General features: G+C 61.1%; 19 protein-coding genes, 1 tRNA gene and 1 pseudogene. 10 read left to right on the top strand and 11 right to left on the bottom strand.

All coding sequences use genetic code 11. The features are described from left to right. Positions 1-75: 75 nt before the first annotated feature. The 3 genes from AC0L3I_RS00510 to tkt all read right to left on the bottom strand — a co-directional run bounded on the left by AC0L3I_RS00510 (position 76) and on the right by tkt (position 5,375). Entirely contained in the window at positions 76-1,965 is a 1,890-nt protein-coding gene (locus tag AC0L3I_RS00510) for a potassium/proton antiporter (RefSeq protein WP_473525618.1), read from the bottom strand. A 253-nt stretch (positions 1,966-2,218) separates the two neighbouring features. After that, positions 2,219-3,229 carry a type I glyceraldehyde-3-phosphate dehydrogenase gene (gene gap, locus AC0L3I_RS00505; RefSeq protein WP_473525617.1) on the bottom strand — a complete coding sequence of 337 codons (1,011 nt, stop codon included), beginning with the start codon at positions 3,227-3,229 and terminating at the stop codon, positions 2,219-2,221. Positions 3,230-3,383: 154 nt separating this feature from the next. Next, positions 3,384-5,375: a transketolase gene (gene tkt, locus AC0L3I_RS00500; RefSeq protein ID WP_473525616.1), complete on the bottom strand. Its 1,992-nt coding sequence runs from the start codon at positions 5,373-5,375 to the stop codon at positions 3,384-3,386. A gap of 304 nt (positions 5,376-5,679) precedes the next feature. On the opposite strand from tkt, the gene AC0L3I_RS00495 reads away from it, so the two are divergent. The 4 genes from AC0L3I_RS00495 (at position 5,680) to AC0L3I_RS00480 (ending at position 8,186) form a co-directional block, all read left to right on the top strand. Continuing rightward, positions 5,680-5,952 carry a DUF4164 domain-containing protein gene (locus tag AC0L3I_RS00495; RefSeq protein WP_023797069.1) on the top strand — a complete coding sequence of 91 codons (273 nt, stop codon included), beginning with the start codon at positions 5,680-5,682 and terminating at the stop codon, positions 5,950-5,952. 11 nt (positions 5,953-5,963) lie between these two features. Beyond that, on the top strand, positions 5,964-6,329 hold the full coding sequence (locus AC0L3I_RS00490) for a cell division protein ZapA (RefSeq protein ID WP_123150207.1): 366 nt from the start codon (positions 5,964-5,966) through the stop codon (positions 6,327-6,329). A gap of 174 nt (positions 6,330-6,503) precedes the next feature. Beyond that, positions 6,504-7,163, top strand: a complete 660-nt coding sequence (locus AC0L3I_RS00485) for a peroxiredoxin (RefSeq protein ID WP_473525615.1) — start codon at positions 6,504-6,506, stop codon at positions 7,161-7,163. Between the two features lie 150 nt (positions 7,164-7,313). Then, positions 7,314-8,186, top strand: coding sequence for an MBL fold metallo-hydrolase (locus tag AC0L3I_RS00480; protein ID WP_473525614.1), 873 nt, complete (start codon positions 7,314-7,316; stop codon positions 8,184-8,186). Between the two features lie 147 nt (positions 8,187-8,333). Here the strand turns inward: AC0L3I_RS00480 and AC0L3I_RS00475 are convergent, their stop codons facing one another. Continuing rightward, a complete protein-coding gene (locus tag AC0L3I_RS00475) occupies positions 8,334-8,936 on the bottom strand; it encodes a hypothetical protein (protein WP_473525613.1) in 603 nt (200 codons plus the stop codon). Between the two features lie 108 nt (positions 8,937-9,044). On the opposite strand from AC0L3I_RS00475, the pseudogene AC0L3I_RS00470 reads away from it, so the two are divergent. Continuing rightward, positions 9,045-9,134: pseudogene (locus tag AC0L3I_RS00470) on the top strand (DUF2274 domain-containing protein); the annotation flags it as partial. A 104-nt stretch (positions 9,135-9,238) separates the two neighbouring features. Here the strand turns inward: AC0L3I_RS00470 and rpoH are convergent. Together rpoH and AC0L3I_RS00460 are read right to left on the bottom strand one after the other, a co-directional pair. Next, the gene (gene rpoH, locus AC0L3I_RS00465) at positions 9,239-10,150 is read right to left on the bottom strand and encodes an RNA polymerase sigma factor RpoH (protein ID WP_029348727.1); all 912 of its coding nucleotides are present in this window, start codon (positions 10,148-10,150) and stop codon (positions 9,239-9,241) included. A gap of 207 nt (positions 10,151-10,357) precedes the next feature. Then, a complete protein-coding gene (locus AC0L3I_RS00460) occupies positions 10,358-11,443 on the bottom strand; it encodes an RluA family pseudouridine synthase (RefSeq protein WP_473525612.1) in 1,086 nt (361 codons plus the stop codon). Between the two features lie 26 nt (positions 11,444-11,469). Between AC0L3I_RS00460 and AC0L3I_RS00455 the strand changes: the two genes are divergently transcribed. From AC0L3I_RS00455 to AC0L3I_RS00440, 4 genes are all read left to right on the top strand, one after another. Beyond that, positions 11,470-11,862, top strand: a complete 393-nt coding sequence (locus tag AC0L3I_RS00455; RefSeq protein WP_473525611.1) for a fimbrial protein — start codon at positions 11,470-11,472, stop codon at positions 11,860-11,862. Next, positions 11,859-12,266, top strand: coding sequence for a VOC family protein (locus tag AC0L3I_RS00450; protein ID WP_473525610.1), 408 nt, complete (start codon positions 11,859-11,861; stop codon positions 12,264-12,266). Before AC0L3I_RS00455 ends, AC0L3I_RS00450 begins: the two co-directional genes overlap by 4 nt. A gap of 90 nt (positions 12,267-12,356) precedes the next feature. Further along, a tRNA-Glu gene (locus AC0L3I_RS00445) sits at positions 12,357-12,431 on the top strand. A 270-nt stretch (positions 12,432-12,701) separates the two neighbouring features. Continuing rightward, positions 12,702-12,974: a hypothetical protein gene (locus tag AC0L3I_RS00440; RefSeq protein WP_473525609.1), complete on the top strand. Its 273-nt coding sequence runs from the start codon at positions 12,702-12,704 to the stop codon at positions 12,972-12,974. Positions 12,975-13,071: 97 nt separating this feature from the next. On the opposite strand, the gene AC0L3I_RS00435 is transcribed toward AC0L3I_RS00440, so the two are convergent. The 5 genes from AC0L3I_RS00435 to AC0L3I_RS00415 all read right to left on the bottom strand — a co-directional run bounded on the left by AC0L3I_RS00435 (position 13,072) and on the right by AC0L3I_RS00415 (position 15,455). Further along, positions 13,072-13,422 (bottom strand): hypothetical protein, encoded by a 351-nt coding sequence (locus AC0L3I_RS00435; RefSeq protein ID WP_473525608.1) that lies wholly within the window; start codon positions 13,420-13,422, stop codon positions 13,072-13,074. A 160-nt stretch (positions 13,423-13,582) separates the two neighbouring features. Then, positions 13,583-13,960 carry a hypothetical protein gene (locus tag AC0L3I_RS00430; RefSeq protein WP_473525607.1) on the bottom strand — a complete coding sequence of 126 codons (378 nt, stop codon included), beginning with the start codon at positions 13,958-13,960 and terminating at the stop codon, positions 13,583-13,585. 276 nt (positions 13,961-14,236) lie between these two features. Then, entirely contained in the window at positions 14,237-14,617 is a 381-nt protein-coding gene (locus tag AC0L3I_RS00425; RefSeq protein WP_473525606.1) for a hypothetical protein, read from the bottom strand. Positions 14,618-14,642: 25 nt separating this feature from the next. Beyond that, on the bottom strand, positions 14,643-15,035 hold the full coding sequence (locus AC0L3I_RS00420; RefSeq protein WP_473525605.1) for a hypothetical protein: 393 nt from the start codon (positions 15,033-15,035) through the stop codon (positions 14,643-14,645). Between the two features lie 15 nt (positions 15,036-15,050). Continuing rightward, entirely contained in the window at positions 15,051-15,455 is a 405-nt protein-coding gene (locus tag AC0L3I_RS00415; RefSeq protein WP_473525604.1) for a hypothetical protein, read from the bottom strand. 535 nt (positions 15,456-15,990) lie between these two features. Here AC0L3I_RS00415 and AC0L3I_RS00410 point away from each other — a divergent pair. Beyond that, positions 15,991-17,145: a sensor histidine kinase gene (locus AC0L3I_RS00410; RefSeq protein WP_473525603.1), complete on the top strand. Its 1,155-nt coding sequence runs from the start codon at positions 15,991-15,993 to the stop codon at positions 17,143-17,145. Positions 17,146-17,187 lie beyond the last annotated feature (42 nt).

Raw genomic sequence — 17,187 nt, 5'->3', positions numbered from 1 at the left:
ACCCGCACCAACGACGATGCAAGACCTGCAATGGTGCTACGCGGAAAATATGACCACGGCTTGTGTCGGAAGCCGTCAGCCCCCGTCGGTTGCTTTTTCCACCACTGGCTCTGGAGACGGTTCCGCGTCCGCCGGCGCCTCGGCACTCCGCTTTTTGATCCGCTTGCGCCAATTGCGCACAAAGGCAACGATGCGGTCGGCGATCTCGCCGGCACTCAGGAACACCGGCACCCGTGCCACCGGCGCGGTCGGCTCGAGGGAAAGACCGAGACCAGTAATCTTGCCCTTGTCGTCGACGTCGCGGACGATCAGCTCGATCGGACCAATCAGCACGCGGTCGGCATATTCGGCATGGCCGCCGAGCCGCTCCGTCACAAGGTCACCGACGGTCAGCTTGCGTTCCTCCTCGGTCAGGCCCGGCGCGTAAGCGGCTTCCAGTTCCGCGGCGGAGCGCGCCGGATCGACGGCGAAGGCGCCGAAGAAGTCCGCATCCTCGGGATCGACCACGGCGCGGCTGGCGAACAGCTTGTCGAGCAGGGCTGGATAGCGATCCGGCACGAAGATGTAGACATGGTCGCCGGCGGCGAGCCTGCCCATGTCCTGGAAGCGCATCGAGCGTCCGTCACGCAGCACCAGCGACGGCCGCGCCCAGCGCGGAATGCGCTCACCGCGCGCCACCGGGCTGCCAGGTGCTACGCGGTAGGCGAGCAGTTCGTGATGGGCGGAGCCCGGCAATTCGAGTTCGACCTTGTCCAACGGACCCAGGCGGGCCGGCACGATCAGGCCGAGGCGGCGCGCCAGCGGTCCGACAGTCCATCCCTGGATGACCAGCGACACCAGCACGACGATGAAGGCGGTGTTGAAGATGAGGCGGCCGTTCTCAAGGCCGCCAAGCAGCGGCGTGATGGCGAGCAGGATCGACACGGCGCCACGCAGGCCCACCCATGAGACGAAGGCGACTTCCGGGCGCGGCAGACGGAACGGCATCAGGCAAAGCCAGACGGCGATCGGCCGTGCCACGAATATCAGGAACAGGCCCAGCAGCACCGCCGGCAGCAGGATCGCCGGAAATTGCGAGGGCGTCGCGAACAGGCCGAGGATCAGGAACATGATGATCTGTGCCAGCCACGACATGCCGTCCTGGAAGCGCTTGAGGATGGTGACGGCGCGGATGTCGGAATTGCCGGCAATGAGGCCGGCAAGATAGACCGCCAGAAACCCGGAGCCGCCAATGGCGCCGGCAGCGGCGAACACCATCAGCGACAGCGTCAGCACGAAGATCGGCAGCAGCCCGTGGTCGAGATTGAGCCGGTCGACAAGCCGCACGATGGCGAGGCCGCCGAAAATGCCGACAATGGCGCCAAGCCCCATGTTGAGAAGGAAGCCGAGTACGAGGTCGGTAACCAGCACCCTGGCCTCGGGATTGGCGTTGGCGGCGATGATCTCGACCAGGCTGATGGTCAGGAAGATGGCGATCGGATCATTGGTGCCGGATTCCACCTCGAGCGTGGAACGCGTGCGTTCGCGCAAATTGATCTCGCCGGCGCGCAACAGGAAGAACACGGCTGCCGCGTCGGTCGACGCGACAGCGGCCCCGAGCAGGAAGGATTCCAGCCAGCTGAGATCGAGCAGATAGTGGGCGACGACGCCGAACAGGCCAGTGGTCAAAAGGACGCCGATAGTCGCCAGCGACAGTGCCGGTCCGGCCGCCTGCCGCAAAGCGTTGAGCGGCGTGCCGAAACCGGAATCGAACAGGATGACCGCCAGGGCCAGCGAGCCGGCAAAATAAGCCAGCCGCGCATTGTCGAACTGGATGCCGAGGCCGTCGGTTCCCGTGGCTAGGCCAATGCAGAGAAACAGCAGCAAGAGAGGGGCGCCGAAACGGAAGGCGATCAGGCTCGAAAACGCGGCGGCAACGACCAGTGCGGCGCCGACCAGCGTCACGAGATAGATCGCATGCTCCATCCGCCAATTGCCCCTCGAATTCGTGTTCCTCTCGCTTTACGGCAGAGTGAGGCGAAGACATGACCGGTGCAAGGCGGGAGGGTGGTTTTTTGCCCTATGCCGCTGATTTTTGAGTGTTTTGGCGCTCAAGGCGCGGTCTTGCCAATCAAACCGTCAGAGCGCCGTTTGCGCATCCAAAAGGGCGCTGGGCGCTCTCATGAAAAACGCCCGGACAGAGCCGGGCGTTTCAAGTCGCAATAAGATGGTTCTGCGATCAGGCGATGGTCTTGCCGAACGCGACGGCGGTGTCGGCCATGCGGTTGGAAAAACCCCATTCATTGTCGTACCAGGACAGCACCGAAACGAAGTTGCCGTCCATGACCTTGGTCTGGTCGAGCGCCATGATCGAGGAATGCGGATCGTGGTTGAAGTCGATCGACACGTTCGGATGACGGGTGACGGCGAGAATGCCCTTCAGCTTGCCGTTGGAGGCGGCGATCACTGCCTCGTTGATCTCCTGTACGGTCGTCGGCCGCTTGGCGATGAACTTGAAATCGACGACCGAGACGTTCGGCGTCGGTACGCGGATGGAGATGCCGTCGAGCTTGCCCTTGAGGTCGGGCAGCACCAAGCCGATCGCCTTGGCCGCGCCAGTCGAGGTCGGGATCTGCGACAGGGCCGCGGCGCGGGCGCGGTAGAGATCCTTATGCATGGTGTCCAGCGTCGGCTGATCGCCGGTGTAGGAGTGGATCGTCGTCATCATGCCCTTCTCGATGCCGACGGCCTCATGCAGCACGGCTGCCAGCGGCGCCAGGCAGTTGGTGGTGCAGGAGGCGTTCGAGATGACGATGTGGTCCTTGGTCAGCTTGTCATGGTTGATGCCATAGACGACGGTGAGGTCCGCGCCCTCCGCAGGCGCCGAGACGAGGACGCGCTTGGCGCCGGCGGTCAGATGCGCCGCGGCCTTGTCGCGGGCGGTGAAGATGCCGGTGCATTCTAGCGCGATGTCGATGCCGAGCTCCTTCCACGGCAACTGCGTCGGGTCCTTGATCGCGGTGACCTTGAATTTTTCGGTGCCGACGGTGATCTGGTCACCGTCAACCGTCACTTCATGCGGGAAGCGGCCATGCACGCTGTCGAAGCGCAGCAGATGCGCGTTGGTCTCGACCGGGCCGAGGTCGTTGACGGCGACGACGTCGATGTCCTTGCGGCCGGATTCGTGGATGGCGCGCAGGATGTTGCGGCCGATACGGCCGAATCCGTTGATGGCAACTCTGACGGTCATTTTTCTCTCCCTGGGAGTTGGAGGCCGAAGATCAAGTCCGCAGCTTCATAACGGCGGGCTGCCAAAGAATCCAGCCGTCGATGGGTTGGATTTAAGTCCACCAGACGGAGGCTGCCCGCAAAACCGCCATGCGCGGTCTCGCGGGTGTCTGGCTTTACTCGGCGTGCAGGCGGGCTTCCGCCGCCTTCACCGTCGCTTCGGCGGTGATGCCGAAATGCGGATAGAGCTGTTCGATCGTGCCAGACGCGCCGAAGCCGGTCATGCCGATGAAGATGCCGTCGGTGCCGATGAAATAATCCCAGCCCTGGCGGATGCCGGCTTCGATGGCGATCTTGATCGGCGCGTCGCCGATCGTCTTGTTGCGATAGTCGGCGCTCTGCTTGTCGAACAATTCGAAGCAGGGGACAGAGACGACGCGGGTCGGATGGCCGTGCTTCTCCAATGCCTCGCGCGCCGCCAGCGCAATCTCGACCTCGGAACCCGAAGCGAAGATCGTCACCGCCGCATCGCCACTGGCGGCGGCCAGCTCATAGGCGCCCTGGCGGCTGAGGTTTTCCGCAACGAAGTCGTTGCGCACCGCCGGCAGGTTCTGCCGGGTCAGCGCCAGCGTCGAAGGCGTCTTTTCCTGTTCGATGGCCAGTTGCCAGCATTCGGCGGTCTCGACCGCGTCGGCAGGGCGGAAGACATTGTGGTTCGGAATGGCGCGCAGTGCGGCCAGATGCTCGACCGGCTGATGGGTCGGGCCGTCTTCGCCGAGACCGATGGAATCATGGGTCATGACGAAGATCGAGCGGATGCCCATCAGCGAGGCGAGCCGCATCGACGGACGGGCGTAGTCGGAAAAGCACATGAAGGTGCCGCCATAGGCGATGATGCCGCCATGCAGCGTCAGTCCGTTGAGCGCGGCAGCCATGCCGTGCTCGCGGACGCCATAGTGAACGTAGCGCTGGCCGTAATCGTCTGATGTGATGTTCTTGGTCTGGCTGGTCTTGGTGTTGTTGGAGCCGGTCAGGTCGGCTGAGCCGCCGATGGTTTCCGGCACCGCGCCGTTGATGATTTCGAGCGCCATTTCCGACGATTTGCGGGTGGCGACCTTCGGTTTGTCAGCGGCGAGCTTCTTCTTGTAATCAGTGATGACGGCGTCGAAATTCGCCGGCAGCGTGCCACTGATGCGACGCTCGAATTCGCTGCGCAATTGGGCGTCGGCCTTGGCAAGGCGGCCTTCCCAGTCGGTGCGTGCTTTGATGCCCGTCTTGCCGGCGTCGCGCCAGGCATCGAGGATATCGGCAGGAAGCTCGAAAGGCGGATAATCCCAACCGAAGAATTTTCTCGCGCCGGCGATTTCCTCAGCGCCGAGCGGCGAACCGTGTGCCTTGTTGGTGCCGGCCTTGGTCGGGGCGCCGAAGCCGATCGTCGTCTTGCAGGCGATCATCGTCGGTTTGTCGGAATGGCGGGCCGCCTCGATGGCATAGGCTATTGCTTCCGGATCCTGGCCGTCGATGTGGCTGGCGTTCCAGCCGGACGCCTGGAAGCGAGCGACCTGATCGGTGTTGTCGGCCAGCGACACCGGGCCGTCGATCGAGATGTTGTTGTTGTCCCAAAAGACGATCAGCTTGTTCAGCTTGAGATGTCCGGCAAGTGCGATGGCCTCCTGCGAGACGCCTTCCATCAGGCAGCCGTCGCCGGCCAACACATAGGTGTAGTGGTCGACGAGGTCATTGCCGAAGGCGGCATTCATGATGCGCTCGCCGAGTGCGAAGCCGACCGAATTGGCGAGGCCCTGGCCGAGCGGGCCGGTCGTCGTCTCGATGCCGGCGGCATGGCCAAATTCGGGATGGCCTGCCGTCCTCGACCCCACTTGGCGAAAATGCTTGATCTGGTCGAGGGTGATGTCCTCGTAGCCGGTCAGATAAAGCAGCGAATAAAGCAGCATCGAACCGTGGCCGGCCGACAGGATGAAACGGTCGCGATCGGGCCAATGCGGGCTCTTCGCATCGTATTTCAGGAACCGCGTGAACAGCACCGTGGCAATGTCGGCGCAGCCCATGGGCAGGCCGGGGTGGCCGGACTGGGCCTTCTCGACGGCGTCCATGGAAAGAAAACGGATCGCATTGGCCATCCGGTCATGTCGTTCACGCGAGGTCATGCTTCCTCCAGTGTGGGGGTTTGGGGCCTTGGGAGAGCCCTGGAAAAGGGTGCGCGACACATAGCAGGCGCGGCTTTTTAGTCAACAAACCGGCGCGCTTTTGCCGATCTTGTTAGTCAATAAACCGGCGCTTTTGCCGGTCTTGTGATGGCCCCAGAAGGGCCTGGGGGCTCTACATTAGCGTTAGCAGGGGACAGTCGCGAGAGCTTTGTTGACGTCACCTTCACACGGCGGGTAATGTTTCAGACATAACGCGTTCTGAACGTGGATGATTCGGTGATGGGCAGGGCGCAGGACGAAAGCCATGACCGGGGAAACGACACTCAAGGAAGTCATCGCCAGGCTGGGTAAGGCCATCGAAGGGCTGGAAAATGCCGTCGCGGCCAAGCTCGAGCACGAGCGTGACTATACGGAAGCCGAGGCGGAGGTGCAGCGCATGAACGCCGACCGCTCGCGGCTGGCGCAGGAACTCGACAATTCCGAAGCGCGCGCCGAACGGCTGGAAGACGCCAACAAGGAAGTGTCGCGTCGGCTGGTGACCGCCATGGAAACCATCCGCGCCGTGTTGGACAGATAGGGGCTGGCCCAATGGCACAAGTCACGGTTTCCATCGACGGCAAGCAGTATCGCATGGCTTGCGACGAGGGCCAGGAAGAACATCTGATCGACCTTGCCGAGCGCTTCGACCGCTATGTCTCGCATCTGAAGGATTCGTTCGGCGAGATCGGCGACCAGCGGCTGACCGTGATGGCCGGCATCATGGTCATGGACGAGCTTTCGGAATTGCAAAAACGCGTCAAGGGCATGGAAAGCGAAGTGCTGACGCTGCGCAAGACGCGTGACGATGCGCTGACCAAGGCCGATAAGAATGATACCGTGCTGACCCAAGCGCTTGGCGCGCTCGCCCAGCGCATGGAAGACCTGGCGACGACGCTGGCGGTGAACAAGGGCTGAGCCAGCGCAGCGGAAATTCCTGCTGCCTTTGCCGAGAAGCAATGAAAATATTTCGCAGCCGGCCTTGATGCCGGCGCAACAGGCGTTTGAAGGATGACGCCGGAGTGGTAGAAAGGCAAAAGCAGCGCCGGTCAATGCCGGCTGCAATCTGCACACACAGGGTAGGGACACGTCATGAGCATCCGAATCAACGATACCGCGCCGGATTTCACGGCCGAAACCACGCAAGGGACGATCAGCTTCCACGACTGGATCGGTGACGGCTGGGCGGTGCTTTTCAGCCATCCGAAGAATTTCACGCCGGTCTGCACGACCGAACTCGGCACGATGGCCGGCCTGGAAGGGGAGTTCAAGAAGCGCAACGTCAAGATCATCGGCATTTCCGTCGACCCGGTCGAAAGCCATGGCAAATGGCAGGATGATATCAAGAAGGCGACCGGCCAATCGGTGAACTATCCGCTGATCGGCGACAAGGACCTCAAGGTCGCCAAGCTTTACGAAATGCTGCCGGCGGGTGCCGGCGAAACCTCGGAAGGGCGCACGCCTGCCGACAATGCCACGGTGCGTTCGGTCTACGTCATCGGCCCCGACAAGAAGATCAAGCTGGTTCTCACCTATCCGATGACCACCGGCCGCAACTTCGATGAGATCCTGCGCGCGATCGATTCCATACAGTTGACCGCCAAGCACCAGGTGGCGACGCCGGCGAACTGGAAGCAGGGCGAGGACGTCATCATCACCGCAGCTGTTTCCAATGAGGACGCGATCAAGCGTTTCGGCGCCTACGAGACGATCCTGCCGTATCTCAGGAAGACCAAGCAGCCCTCCGCCTGAGCGGCCAGGGCGGCACGGAAGGATTTTCGACCTTTTTGCTTCGGCGAAGCATGCAGTGCTTGACGGCGTGGCGCTGGCGAATGACCATGCTCTTCTTTTACCCCGGCAGGGAAAACCATTCCTGCCGGGTGGGAGTTGAGGGAGCCGGGATTGGACGCAACATCGGCTAAGCTGCAGGTGGCAGGCTTTTACGACAAGCCGAGCGGGTCCATCCAGTATGTCGTCGCCGACCCGCAGACGCGACGATGCGCAATCATCGATCCGGTCCTCGATTTCGACGAGAAGTCCGGCGCCACGGCGACGAAAAATGCCGACGCTCTGCTCGATTTCATCAGGGAAAACGGGCTGGAGGTCGAGTGGATCCTCGACACGCACCCGCATGCGGACCATTTCTCGGCGGCCCACTATCTCAGCACGAAGACAGGAGCGCCCACCGCGATCGGCGAGAAGGTCGTCGGCGTCCAGAAATTGTGGAAGGCGATCTACAACTGGCCGGATTTTCCTGCCGACGGATCCCAGTGGAACAGGCTGTTTGCCGCCGGCGAGACCTTTTCGGTCGGCGGCATTCCGGCAAAGGTGCTTTTTTCACCCGGCCACACGCTGGCCTCGATCACCTATGTGATCGGCGACGCCGCTTTCATCCATGATACGCTGTTCATGCCGGACAGCGGCACGGCGAGAGCGGACTTTCCCGGCGGCAGTGCCGCGCAACTCTGGCGCTCGATCCAGGATATCCTCGCGCTGCCGGACGAGACACGTCTGTTCGTCGGTCATGACTACCAGACGGGAGGACGCGAACCCTTGTGGGAGAGCACGGTCGCGGAACAGAAATCCAAGAACACCCATGCTGCCGCCTGCAGGACAGAGGCCGATTTCGTGGCATTGCGCGAGGCGCGCGACAGGACGCTGCCGATGCCGAGGCTGATCCTGCACGCACTGCAGATCAACATGAATGGCGGGCGGTTGCCGGAACCGGAATCCAACGGCCGGCGGTATCTGAAGTTTCCGTTGGATTGCCTTTGACGAGTCGTTGGCAGACGGCACTACGCATTCCGGGAAGTCAGCGCGCGGTGCGATCTGCCTCTTCTCCCCGTCACTATACGGTCACTATACGGGGAGAAGGTGGCGGCAGCCGGATGAGGGGCAGCGCAGACGCCAGCTAGTCTAGCTTCAGAGTTTTGTTCGGCGGACTAAATGTTCATACGTGATTTGCCAAGGGTCGCTCTCGGACGATCTTTCCTCGCCGATCCAATGGAAGCTGTTGGCAGTGATCTCAGTGAAACGCCATCGAGTTTTCAGACCGCGCGAGTCAGTGCCGAGTTGGACAATGTCCTTACCCTCGGCCCGCCCGATCTGGCGCGAGTGATCTCGGTTGAGCGGGTCGTTCCATATGATGTGCCAGCCATCGATCCCAGGATCGAAGATGCGCAAAGTCGTGCCATACATCGTGGACGGCGCAGGGCGCTTGGGCCTAATCCAGACGTCCTGAATCGCGCGGCCTTCGAGCACCCAGCCAAAATGGCATTCTCCATTCCACTTCTGGATTGTGCCGTCGTCGAGGTAGTGGACCGTGTCCATTTCCCAGCTTCCAATTAGCCATCCATACAGGTCCATGTCTTTCGCTCGGTCGGCTGGGGGACCTTCGGATCCGAGAGCGGTGAGAAACGGAAAAATCGTCATCGTCATACTGCCTTTGGTTTCCAAATAGGCGACCTCAATTGCCCAGCGCAGCCCCGGCGATCCATTGTCGCGCCCGCTTGCCGCAAGCGCCACCTTTGTGAAATTTCGCGACGGAAGCCGTGTCGGCGCCGGAACATTGCCGCCACAATTTGCAGCGTTGCGGTTTCCAGGGCTTGGGGAAAATTGCTATAATGCCGCTATGAGCCGGCCAGGCTGATCACACCGATGATTGAGTGGTTTATGGCGACGGATCGGGCGTTCGCGAAGGTGCGGCGGAACCGGCAACCCTAGCTAGAATATGACACCAAGCGACAGTTCCTCTGGCAGTCCGAGGACCAATAAAAAAGGCGGCGCCAGTTGCCTGACGCCGCCGTTATTTGTTGCCGTCGGAAGCTTTATGCCGCCGGCTGCGCCTCGATGGTGCGCAGGGCCTGCATCTGGCGCTTGGCCGCGGCCTTGACTGCGTCCTGCACCTTCTCGAAGGCGCGCACCTCGATCTGGCGCACGCGCTCGCGGCTGATGTCGAACTCGGCCGACAGCTCTTCCAGCGTCAGCGGCTCCTCGGCCAGGCGGCGCGCCTCGAAGATGCGCCGCTCGCGCTCGTTGAGCACGGCCAGAGCGCCCGACAGCATACCGCGCCGGTTTTCCAGTTCGTCCTGCTCGATCAGCGCTTCTTCCTGGCTTTCGTGGTCGTCGACCAGCCAGTCCTGCCATTCACCTGATTCACCTTCGCTCGCCCGGATCGGTGCGTTGAGCGAGGCGTCGCCCGACAGGCGGCGGTTCATCGACACCACCTCCGCTTCGGACACGTTGAGGCGGGTGGCGATCTCGGTGATCTGGTCAGGCTTCAAATCGCCGTCGTCGAGCGCCTGGATCTTGCCCTTCACCTTGCGCAGGTTGAAGAACAGGCGCTTCTGGTTGGCGGTCGTGCCCATCTTGACCAGGCTCCACGAGCGCAGGATGTATTCCTGGATCGAGGCCTTGATCCACCACATTGCGTAGGTGGCGAGCCGGAAGCCGCGCTCCGGTTCGAATTTCTTGACGGCCTGCATCAGGCCGACATTGCCTTCCGAGATCACCTCGCCGATCGGCAGGCCGTAGCCGCGATAGCCCATGGCGATCTTGGCGACGAGCCGAAGGTGGCTGGTGACGAGCTTGTGCGCAGCCGTGGTGTCCTCATGCTCGGCGTAACGCTTGGCGAGCATGTACTCTTCCTGCGGCTGAAGCATCGGAAAGCGACGGATTTCTTCCAGGTAGCGGCTGAGGCCGCCTTCGCCGGAAACGATACTGGGTAATGATTGGGCCATGATAGCGCCCCTCTCTCTTGGAGTGGTGCCCCCGAAATTCGGCGGGCATATATCGCGAACGCCAAAGGCTCGTTCGCGACAACCGGTGTATATAGGAACAAAACCAGAAAGGACAGCATTGGTTCAACACGAAACAGTGTGTCACGCCAAAGTGAACAACGCCGGTCAGGTTTTTGCCGATCAGGTTTTGAATGGATGGAAGGCGGTTCAGAGTTTGCGAAAGCCGTCGACGAGTTCCTCCATATCCCTCGGTACAGGCGCCTCGAACCTCATCGTTAGATGGGTAGTCGGATGCCGAAATTCAAGCAGGCGGGCATGCAACGCCTGTCGCGGAAATGCCTTCACCCGACCTTTCAGCGGCTCGGGCAGCCGGTTCGCCTTGGTGCGAAAGGCCTGGCCGTAATCGGGATCGCCGACCACCGGATGGCCGATATGGGCCATGTGGACGCGGATTTGATGGGTGCGGCCGGTCTCGAGCCGGCATTCGACCAGGCTCGCCGCGGCAAATTCCATTTGCTGCTCGCCAAAGCGCTCGATCACGGTGAAATGGGTGACGGCATGGCGGGCATCGTCGCGGCCCTCCGGCACCACGGCGCGGCGCACGCGGTCAGCGGCGCGGCCGAGCGGCTCGTCGACCGTGCCTGTCGGTCTCGTCGGGATGCCCCAGACCAGGGCCAGATAGGCGCGTTTGAGATCGCCGGTCAGGCCATGGTCGGCAAAGGCCTCCGACAGTGATTTGTGGGCACGGTCGGTCTTGGCGACGACCATGACACCGCTGGTCTCCTTGTCCAGGCGGTGGACGATGCCAGGCCGACGCACACCGCCGATGCCGGAAAGACTGTCACCGCAATGGTGGATCAGAGCATTGACCAGCGTGCCGGTCCAGTTGCCGGCACCCGGATGGACGACCAGCCCCGGCGGTTTGTTGATGACGATCAATTCGTTGTCTTCATAGAGGACGTCGAGCGGGATGTTCTCGCCTTGCGGCTCCGCCGGCTCCGGCTGCGGCATGTCGACCGACACGCGGTCACCGGCCGCCATCTTGCGCTTCGTCTCGTTGACCGGCTGGCCGCCGACCTTGACCGCGCCCTGCCTGATCAGCATCTGCACCCGGCTGCGCGACATGTCCGGACCGAGCTTGCCAGCCAGCCATTGGTCGAGGCGCTGGCCGGCCGCATCGGGACCGGCTTCCAGCACGATCGATCCCCTGTTTGGCGATTCCCCGTCTGGCGATCCGCCCTCCATTAATCCATCCTCTATCAATATGGGGGCCTCTTCGTTATGAGCGCTCATCGAAAATCGTTCCGGAATGTTTTGCCATGGCTGCTGCCGACGAAGACGAGGAAAAGCCGCTCGACCCCGAAGTCGAAAAGGTGCGCAAGAAGCTCGTCCGCTTCGTCGCGATCAATCTCGGCCTGCTGTTCCTCGCCCTTATGGTGGTGATCGCTGCCCTTGTCTACAAAACGCGCACCACGCCGCCGGCCAGCTCGCCGCCCAATAATCCATCACTAGCCGGCGACATCCAGGTGCCATCAGGCGAGCCGCTGACCGGCGACATCGTGCTGCCGGTCGGCGCCAAGGTCATCAGCCAGTCGCTCTCCGGCAACCGCGTCTCCATCGATGCGGAGCTTGCCGACGGCAGCCGCGCCATTTTTGTCTACGACTTCACCGAGCGCCGTATCATCGGTCGCTTTTCGATCCGCAACAAATGACTGCTTTTGCGGAAAATCGCCGCATCGCCACGGTCGCGCTTGTCGTTCCCAATTACGACGAGGCGATCGCCTGGTATGTCGACAGGTTGGGCTTTTTGCTCACCGAGGACGTCGATCTGGGCGGCGGCAAGCGCTGGGTCACGGTGGCGCCGGCCAACGAACAGGGCGCGCGGCTGCTTCTGGCCGAAGCGGCCGATGATGCGCAAAGGGATAGCGTCGGCAACCAGACCGGCGGCCGCGTCTTTTTGTTTCTTGAAACCGACGATTTTGTCCGCGACCACGCGGCAATGCTCCAAAAGGGCGTTGAATTCCGTGAGGCGCCTCGGCACGAGGCCTATGGCATTGTGGCGGTTTTCGCCGATCTCCATGGAAATCTCTGGGACCTCATCGAGCCAAAACGATAGGCTTGCGACTGATGTTTTCCCGGCACCATAGACTGTCCGAAGGCCAGTTGCTTTTTCCCAGCCGTCAGCCTATATCGCCGGTTCTTGAACGCGCCCATCGTCTAGCGGTCAGGACACCGCCCTCTCACGGCGGGAACAGGGGTTCGATTCCCCTTGGGCGTACCAACGATTTCAAGGACTTAGCAAAAATGCCAGCGATGCGTCGAATATGCATCGAATAAACGCCCGCGAATTTCCGTGAACAGATTCGGCGTGAGCCGGAACCGCCTTGTTGCTTTCCAAGCGTTTCCTGCGACTATCGGCAGGTCCCACGCGACATGAATGCAACATGAGGGCGATGATGGGCCGACGTGGGCGGTCACCGCCGCGTTTTTCATGATGTGCATGGGACGTGATCGGCGTCCGGCAAGTTAGCCTTGAGGTCTAGGAGGCAGGATGGCTCTGAGAGCGCATCGTAGGGCACGTGACACGGCCATTTCCGAAGATAAGCACTATCCAGTTCGGGTGACTGTCGTTGACGCCACCGCCTCGGAAAGCGGCGCTGTCTTCCTGACTTTCAGGACCGATGCGCCGGAGCGGGGCAACCTTTGGATGGTCCAGATTGATGGCGAGGATTTTGCAGAGATCATGACCGCAATGATGGCGGTAGACCCCCTAGCAACCACCCTCGCTTTCCAAGACGCCGGCGAAATAAAGTCACCGTTATAGGCGGCAAACATCATCATATTTGGTGAGTTTGCTCCATAATACCGGAAAAGCCCGCCAACCGTGAGGCAGCGAGCTCTGGCCCTCATTTGGGGGCATGTTAGATCCAGCGGTCCCGGCGTTGGTCGCCGGCCACAAGAACAAGGCCCAACAGCAAGCCTACAGCCGCGCCCAGCATGAAGGCGGACGACACCGTGCCAGGATTTTCTTGAACGACACCGGAAGCAGTAGACGCCCTATTGCGAAGTGCTTGCGTTGTCCGAGACACGCTATCAGCAGCGCCCTCATACCAACCAGTAGCTTCCTCGACCACCTCTTCAGCGCGCTCCGCGAGCGTTCGATTGATCTTGTTGATCTCGCGCTTCAGCTGCGCAACTTGCTTCTCCAAGGCTTCCTGTGCTTCCCGCTGCGTCTCCGTCGGCTTTGCGGCTTCGTTTGAGTCGTCGGCCATTTGTGATCTCCCTTTGGGGTGGGGGTTCAACGGCCGCCGCAGCGTAAGGTTCCTCATCGAAAAAAAGCCCACGACCGTGAGGCAGCGGACCCGTCGCGAGATAGATCGATAGCAGCGTTCGTGTCGGCGGCGCGGGTCAATGCGGTCAGCAGTGGGATTTTTATCGGTGCGTCTCTACGAAGGCCTTGCACTTGGGTGACAACTGCCCGCTCTTGCCTACAAGATCGCATTTGCCGATCGGTGTGTTTGGGCAAAGCAGTTTGTAGTCACGGTTGCATGCCTTGCCTTGGAAGGATTTGAAAGTTTTAACCTGCACCGGGCTGGTTCCGCTCTCCGGGCTGGTTACTAGGCCGGTTCCCGTGTCCATCGCTCCGTCACGCCCGCCCTTGCGGCCGCCGCCACCACCGCCTTTCGCAGACGCGATACCGATAATGGCGGCGCATACGACAGTTGCACTCAGCAAGGAAAGCAATGCCCGACGTGATGTAGACATTTGTTCAACCCCTCTCTTTTGAACGATGATTTTCCAGCTAAGCATAAAGCATCAGCAATTGCTAATTTGCGCCGTTCGAGTTGTCAGTTGTGAAAAGCCCGCCACCGTGAGGCAGCGGGCTTGCTGGTGTGGGGCGGGTTAGTGCTTGTCACTTCCGTCGCGGTCATTCCAAAGACGTTCTGCTTCTGCCCATGTGTCGGCAGTCGGGCCCCTGTGCGCCGCAGCGCTTGCACTTGACGTGATAGTCGTCGCCGTCGAAATGCTCGACCTGGAGCTCGCGGCTGGCGTCGAATGGACATTCGCGAAGGCGCGGTGCGGTGCTCATATTCCCCGTTCCCTCTTCCAGTCCATCTCGTTTTGCTGACACCGGGTTCTGACAAAATTCCTGATCGATTGGCGATCTTCGCCTCGGGCGCACATCTCTTTGACTGCGGCGATGATCGCGAAAATTTCTAGCCTCAACCGCTGAGCCTCTTCCGGCGGCAGATCCAGCAGCATTGCATCGAGACTGGTTTTCTTCCGCGTAGCTGGGATCGCGTCAGCGACAGACGGCGCGGCGGTCGCGTCGATGATCGTTGAAGCGGCAGCCAAGGCCGCCGCAGCGGCAGCGGCGGTTGAAGTAGCCGCGAGGCCAAGCAGAAGGCGGCGGCGGTTGATCGCGGGCATGCCTTCGGCGGCTGCCCGAACAGGTGTGTTCGGCATGTGCATTTCCTCTTAGTGGTGATATTCACACCATTAGCGGTAACGCCATAACCAAGTTGCTGTCAATGCCTTTTGGTGATAAAACCACCATATGAAGCCAGTTCAATGCCGTATGGGGCGTGCAGCCCTCAATTGGAGCACCCTCGATCTTGCCAAAGCGGCGGGCGTTGGAGGGAATACTGTCAATCGCTTTGAAGCTGGTCAGGATGCTCGCGTCAGCAGCGTGGACAAGATGCGCGCTGCGCTCGAAGCGGCCGGCGTCGAGTTCATCCCCGAGAATGGCGGCGGCGCCGGCGTGAGGCTGCGGAAATGAGGGAGATATGTCGGGTCCGCTGTCGACGGCTCCAAAAGCGCGAACGTTGCGCAGCTGGACACTTCCGGGAGACAGCGGACTCAAACTAGGGCCAAGAGGGGACAAGGCCCTTTATGGTCCCTATGCGGGAACCATGGTCACAACACTGGGCGGGCACAAAGGTTCCGTCGGCTGAAAAATATATCCGGCGCCTAACGCCTCTTCGGCTTCGGCTTGATTTTCCTCGACCTGCACCTTGTCGCCGATCTCTTTTGCCATGGCTTCTGCCTTGGCCTTGACCTTGGTGGTCAAGACCGTGCGCCAATGCGGCGTTTCGAATACGCTAACGATGTAGGTTGTCGTCGCCTGCATCTGTATGGCGCAACTTTCCTGTTGATGGATGCGGCGCAACAGTTCTTGGGATCGAGCGAGAATGCGCCGGCTCTCTTCAATGGTGGAGCGCAGGCCCGCAATCGAGGTCCGCGTGGCTTTAGCCTGCAACCGCGCACTCTCAACGTACACGTTATCGATTTGCCACGGGTCCATTGCAGTAACTCACTGCGACTAGCGTTTTCGAGTTAGAAATCGGGCTTCCCGCATAAGTGACGGCCAGTCGGGCCCCAGAAGAGCGATAAGCTCGCGAGCCTGCTCTTCGGTTATATTCGCCTCTTTAACCAAGCGCTGAACGATAGAGTCGTCAGGGGCCCTGCTGGGTGTTCTGTCCCTATCGTCAGCCATCGGAAAAAATCCTTAGGTAGCGTAACGCGACCATTTGGATTGAGTTCCTCCACAATGACTTCCGCGATCACGGAATTACTCGGATCTCCCCAAGCTCGGTAGTATCAAGGCGGCGGACCCCAATCCGCTAGGCCGGCGCCCGACAAGGCAATCTACCCCAACGCCCCCCAAGTGGCGCCGGCCACTTTCCCACAAGGCGAGCGCTTCAGTTCCTCGACAGCTTGTGGACCTCCAGCCTGATCGATCGCCGCCCGCTTTGGCGGCTGATTCATTTCGCGACATCGGCCCGGCAACAGTGTATAGACCCTCAAGAGGGGCAAAATCCCCGGATCGGCTGCAAGCCTTGTTTCATCCCATTGCCAATATCGAAGATGTGCAGACGTTGGCGCAGGCCATCGTCAACACGATCGCCGAGCCCTTCGTCGTCCTTGACGAGAAGTTTCGCGTGCTGGCGGCCAGCCGCTCCTTCTACCAGACCTTCAAGGTCGACCCCGAGCAGACGCGCGGCTCGCTGCTCTATGCGCTCGGCGACGGCCAGTGGGACATTCCGGCACTGCGCCTGCTCCTGGAGACGATCATCCCCGAGAAGACCGCCATGGACGGTTTTGAGGTCGAGCATGATTTCCCGAATATCGGACCGCGAACAATGCTGCTCAACGCCCGAAAGGTTCTCTACGACCACAGTTCAGCCGTGACCATCCTACTCGCCTTCAACGACATCACGGCCCGCCGTGCCATCGAGAGGGAAAAGGAAGAGCTTCTCGCCCGCACCGAAGACCTGCTGCGGCAAAAGGATGTGCTGCTGCGCGAAATGGAGCACCGGGTCGCCAACAGCCTGCAGATCATCGCCAGTATCCTTTTGTTGAAGGCCCGCTCCGTCACATCAGAGGAAACTCGTCAGCATTTGAAGGATGCCCATCAGCGGGTTCTGTCGGTCGCCGAAGTGCAGCGCCACCTCCACACCACGACCGGCGTCGAAGAGATCGACGTCGTGTCCTATCTGTCGAAGCTGTGCAGCAGCCTGGCCGTCTCGATGGTTGGTGAAGACCAGCCGATCGCGGTTAACGTCACGGCACATGGCGGCAGGATAGACTCGCAGAAGGCGGTGAGCCTCGGCCTGATCGTCACCGAGCTCGTTCTGAACGCGATCAAATATGCCTTTCCGATGGAGAAGGCCAAGGCGCTGATCCAGGTGTCTTACGAAACCGACGGCGGCGACTGGAAGCTGACAGTGTCGGACAACGGCACCGGCAAACTCACCAGCGAGCCGTCGAGCGCGGGCTTGGGGACAGCCATCGTCGAGGCGCTGGTCAAGCAGCTGGAGGCCAGGATCGAGGTCATCAGCGACACCAAGGGCACCAGCGTGTCGGTGACCAGGGCGACGTTCACCTCGCGTGTGCCACGGGCGGCGTGGACGATCGACCTGGGACCACTGGTGACTCGACATCAGGCTAGTCGAGAAGTACAGGCCACCGAAGCGCAAAAAGCCGTTGCGTGACATGGTGGACTAGCATGGAAACGGGCATTGCTCTCGCAGCAA

The organism is Mesorhizobium sp. WSM4840 (assembly GCF_055811755.1).
This window is presented reverse-complemented; position numbering and strand designations above follow the sequence as displayed.

Excerpts from the sequence above, each read along its gene's own strand:
- AC0L3I_RS00510 (WP_473525618.1), bottom strand. The coding sequence starts at position 1,965 with ATGGAGCATGCGATCTATCTCGTGACGCTGGTCGGCGCCGCACTGGTC.
- gap (WP_473525617.1), bottom strand. The coding sequence starts at position 3,229 with ATGACCGTCAGAGTTGCCATCAACGGATTCGGCCGTATCGGCCGCAAC.
- tkt (WP_473525616.1), bottom strand. The coding sequence starts at position 5,375 with ATGACCTCGCGTGAACGACATGACCGGATGGCCAATGCGATCCGTTTT.
- AC0L3I_RS00495 (WP_023797069.1), top strand. The coding sequence starts at position 5,680 with ATGACCGGGGAAACGACACTCAAGGAAGTCATCGCCAGGCTGGGTAAG.
- AC0L3I_RS00490 (WP_123150207.1), top strand. The coding sequence starts at position 5,964 with ATGGCACAAGTCACGGTTTCCATCGACGGCAAGCAGTATCGCATGGCT.
- AC0L3I_RS00485 (WP_473525615.1), top strand. The coding sequence starts at position 6,504 with ATGAGCATCCGAATCAACGATACCGCGCCGGATTTCACGGCCGAAACC.
- rpoH (WP_029348727.1), bottom strand. The coding sequence starts at position 10,150 with ATGGCCCAATCATTACCCAGTATCGTTTCCGGCGAAGGCGGCCTCAGC.
- AC0L3I_RS00460 (WP_473525612.1), bottom strand. The coding sequence starts at position 11,443 with ATGAGCGCTCATAACGAAGAGGCCCCCATATTGATAGAGGATGGATTA.
- AC0L3I_RS00455 (WP_473525611.1), top strand. The coding sequence starts at position 11,470 with ATGGCTGCTGCCGACGAAGACGAGGAAAAGCCGCTCGACCCCGAAGTC.
- AC0L3I_RS00450 (WP_473525610.1), top strand. The coding sequence starts at position 11,859 with ATGACTGCTTTTGCGGAAAATCGCCGCATCGCCACGGTCGCGCTTGTC.
- AC0L3I_RS00440 (WP_473525609.1), top strand. The coding sequence starts at position 12,702 with ATGGCTCTGAGAGCGCATCGTAGGGCACGTGACACGGCCATTTCCGAA.
- AC0L3I_RS00435 (WP_473525608.1), bottom strand. The coding sequence starts at position 13,422 with ATGGCCGACGACTCAAACGAAGCCGCAAAGCCGACGGAGACGCAGCGG.
- AC0L3I_RS00430 (WP_473525607.1), bottom strand. The coding sequence starts at position 13,960 with ATGCTTAGCTGGAAAATCATCGTTCAAAAGAGAGGGGTTGAACAAATG.
- AC0L3I_RS00425 (WP_473525606.1), bottom strand. The coding sequence starts at position 14,617 with ATGCCGAACACACCTGTTCGGGCAGCCGCCGAAGGCATGCCCGCGATC.
- AC0L3I_RS00415 (WP_473525604.1), bottom strand. The coding sequence starts at position 15,455 with ATGGACCCGTGGCAAATCGATAACGTGTACGTTGAGAGTGCGCGGTTG.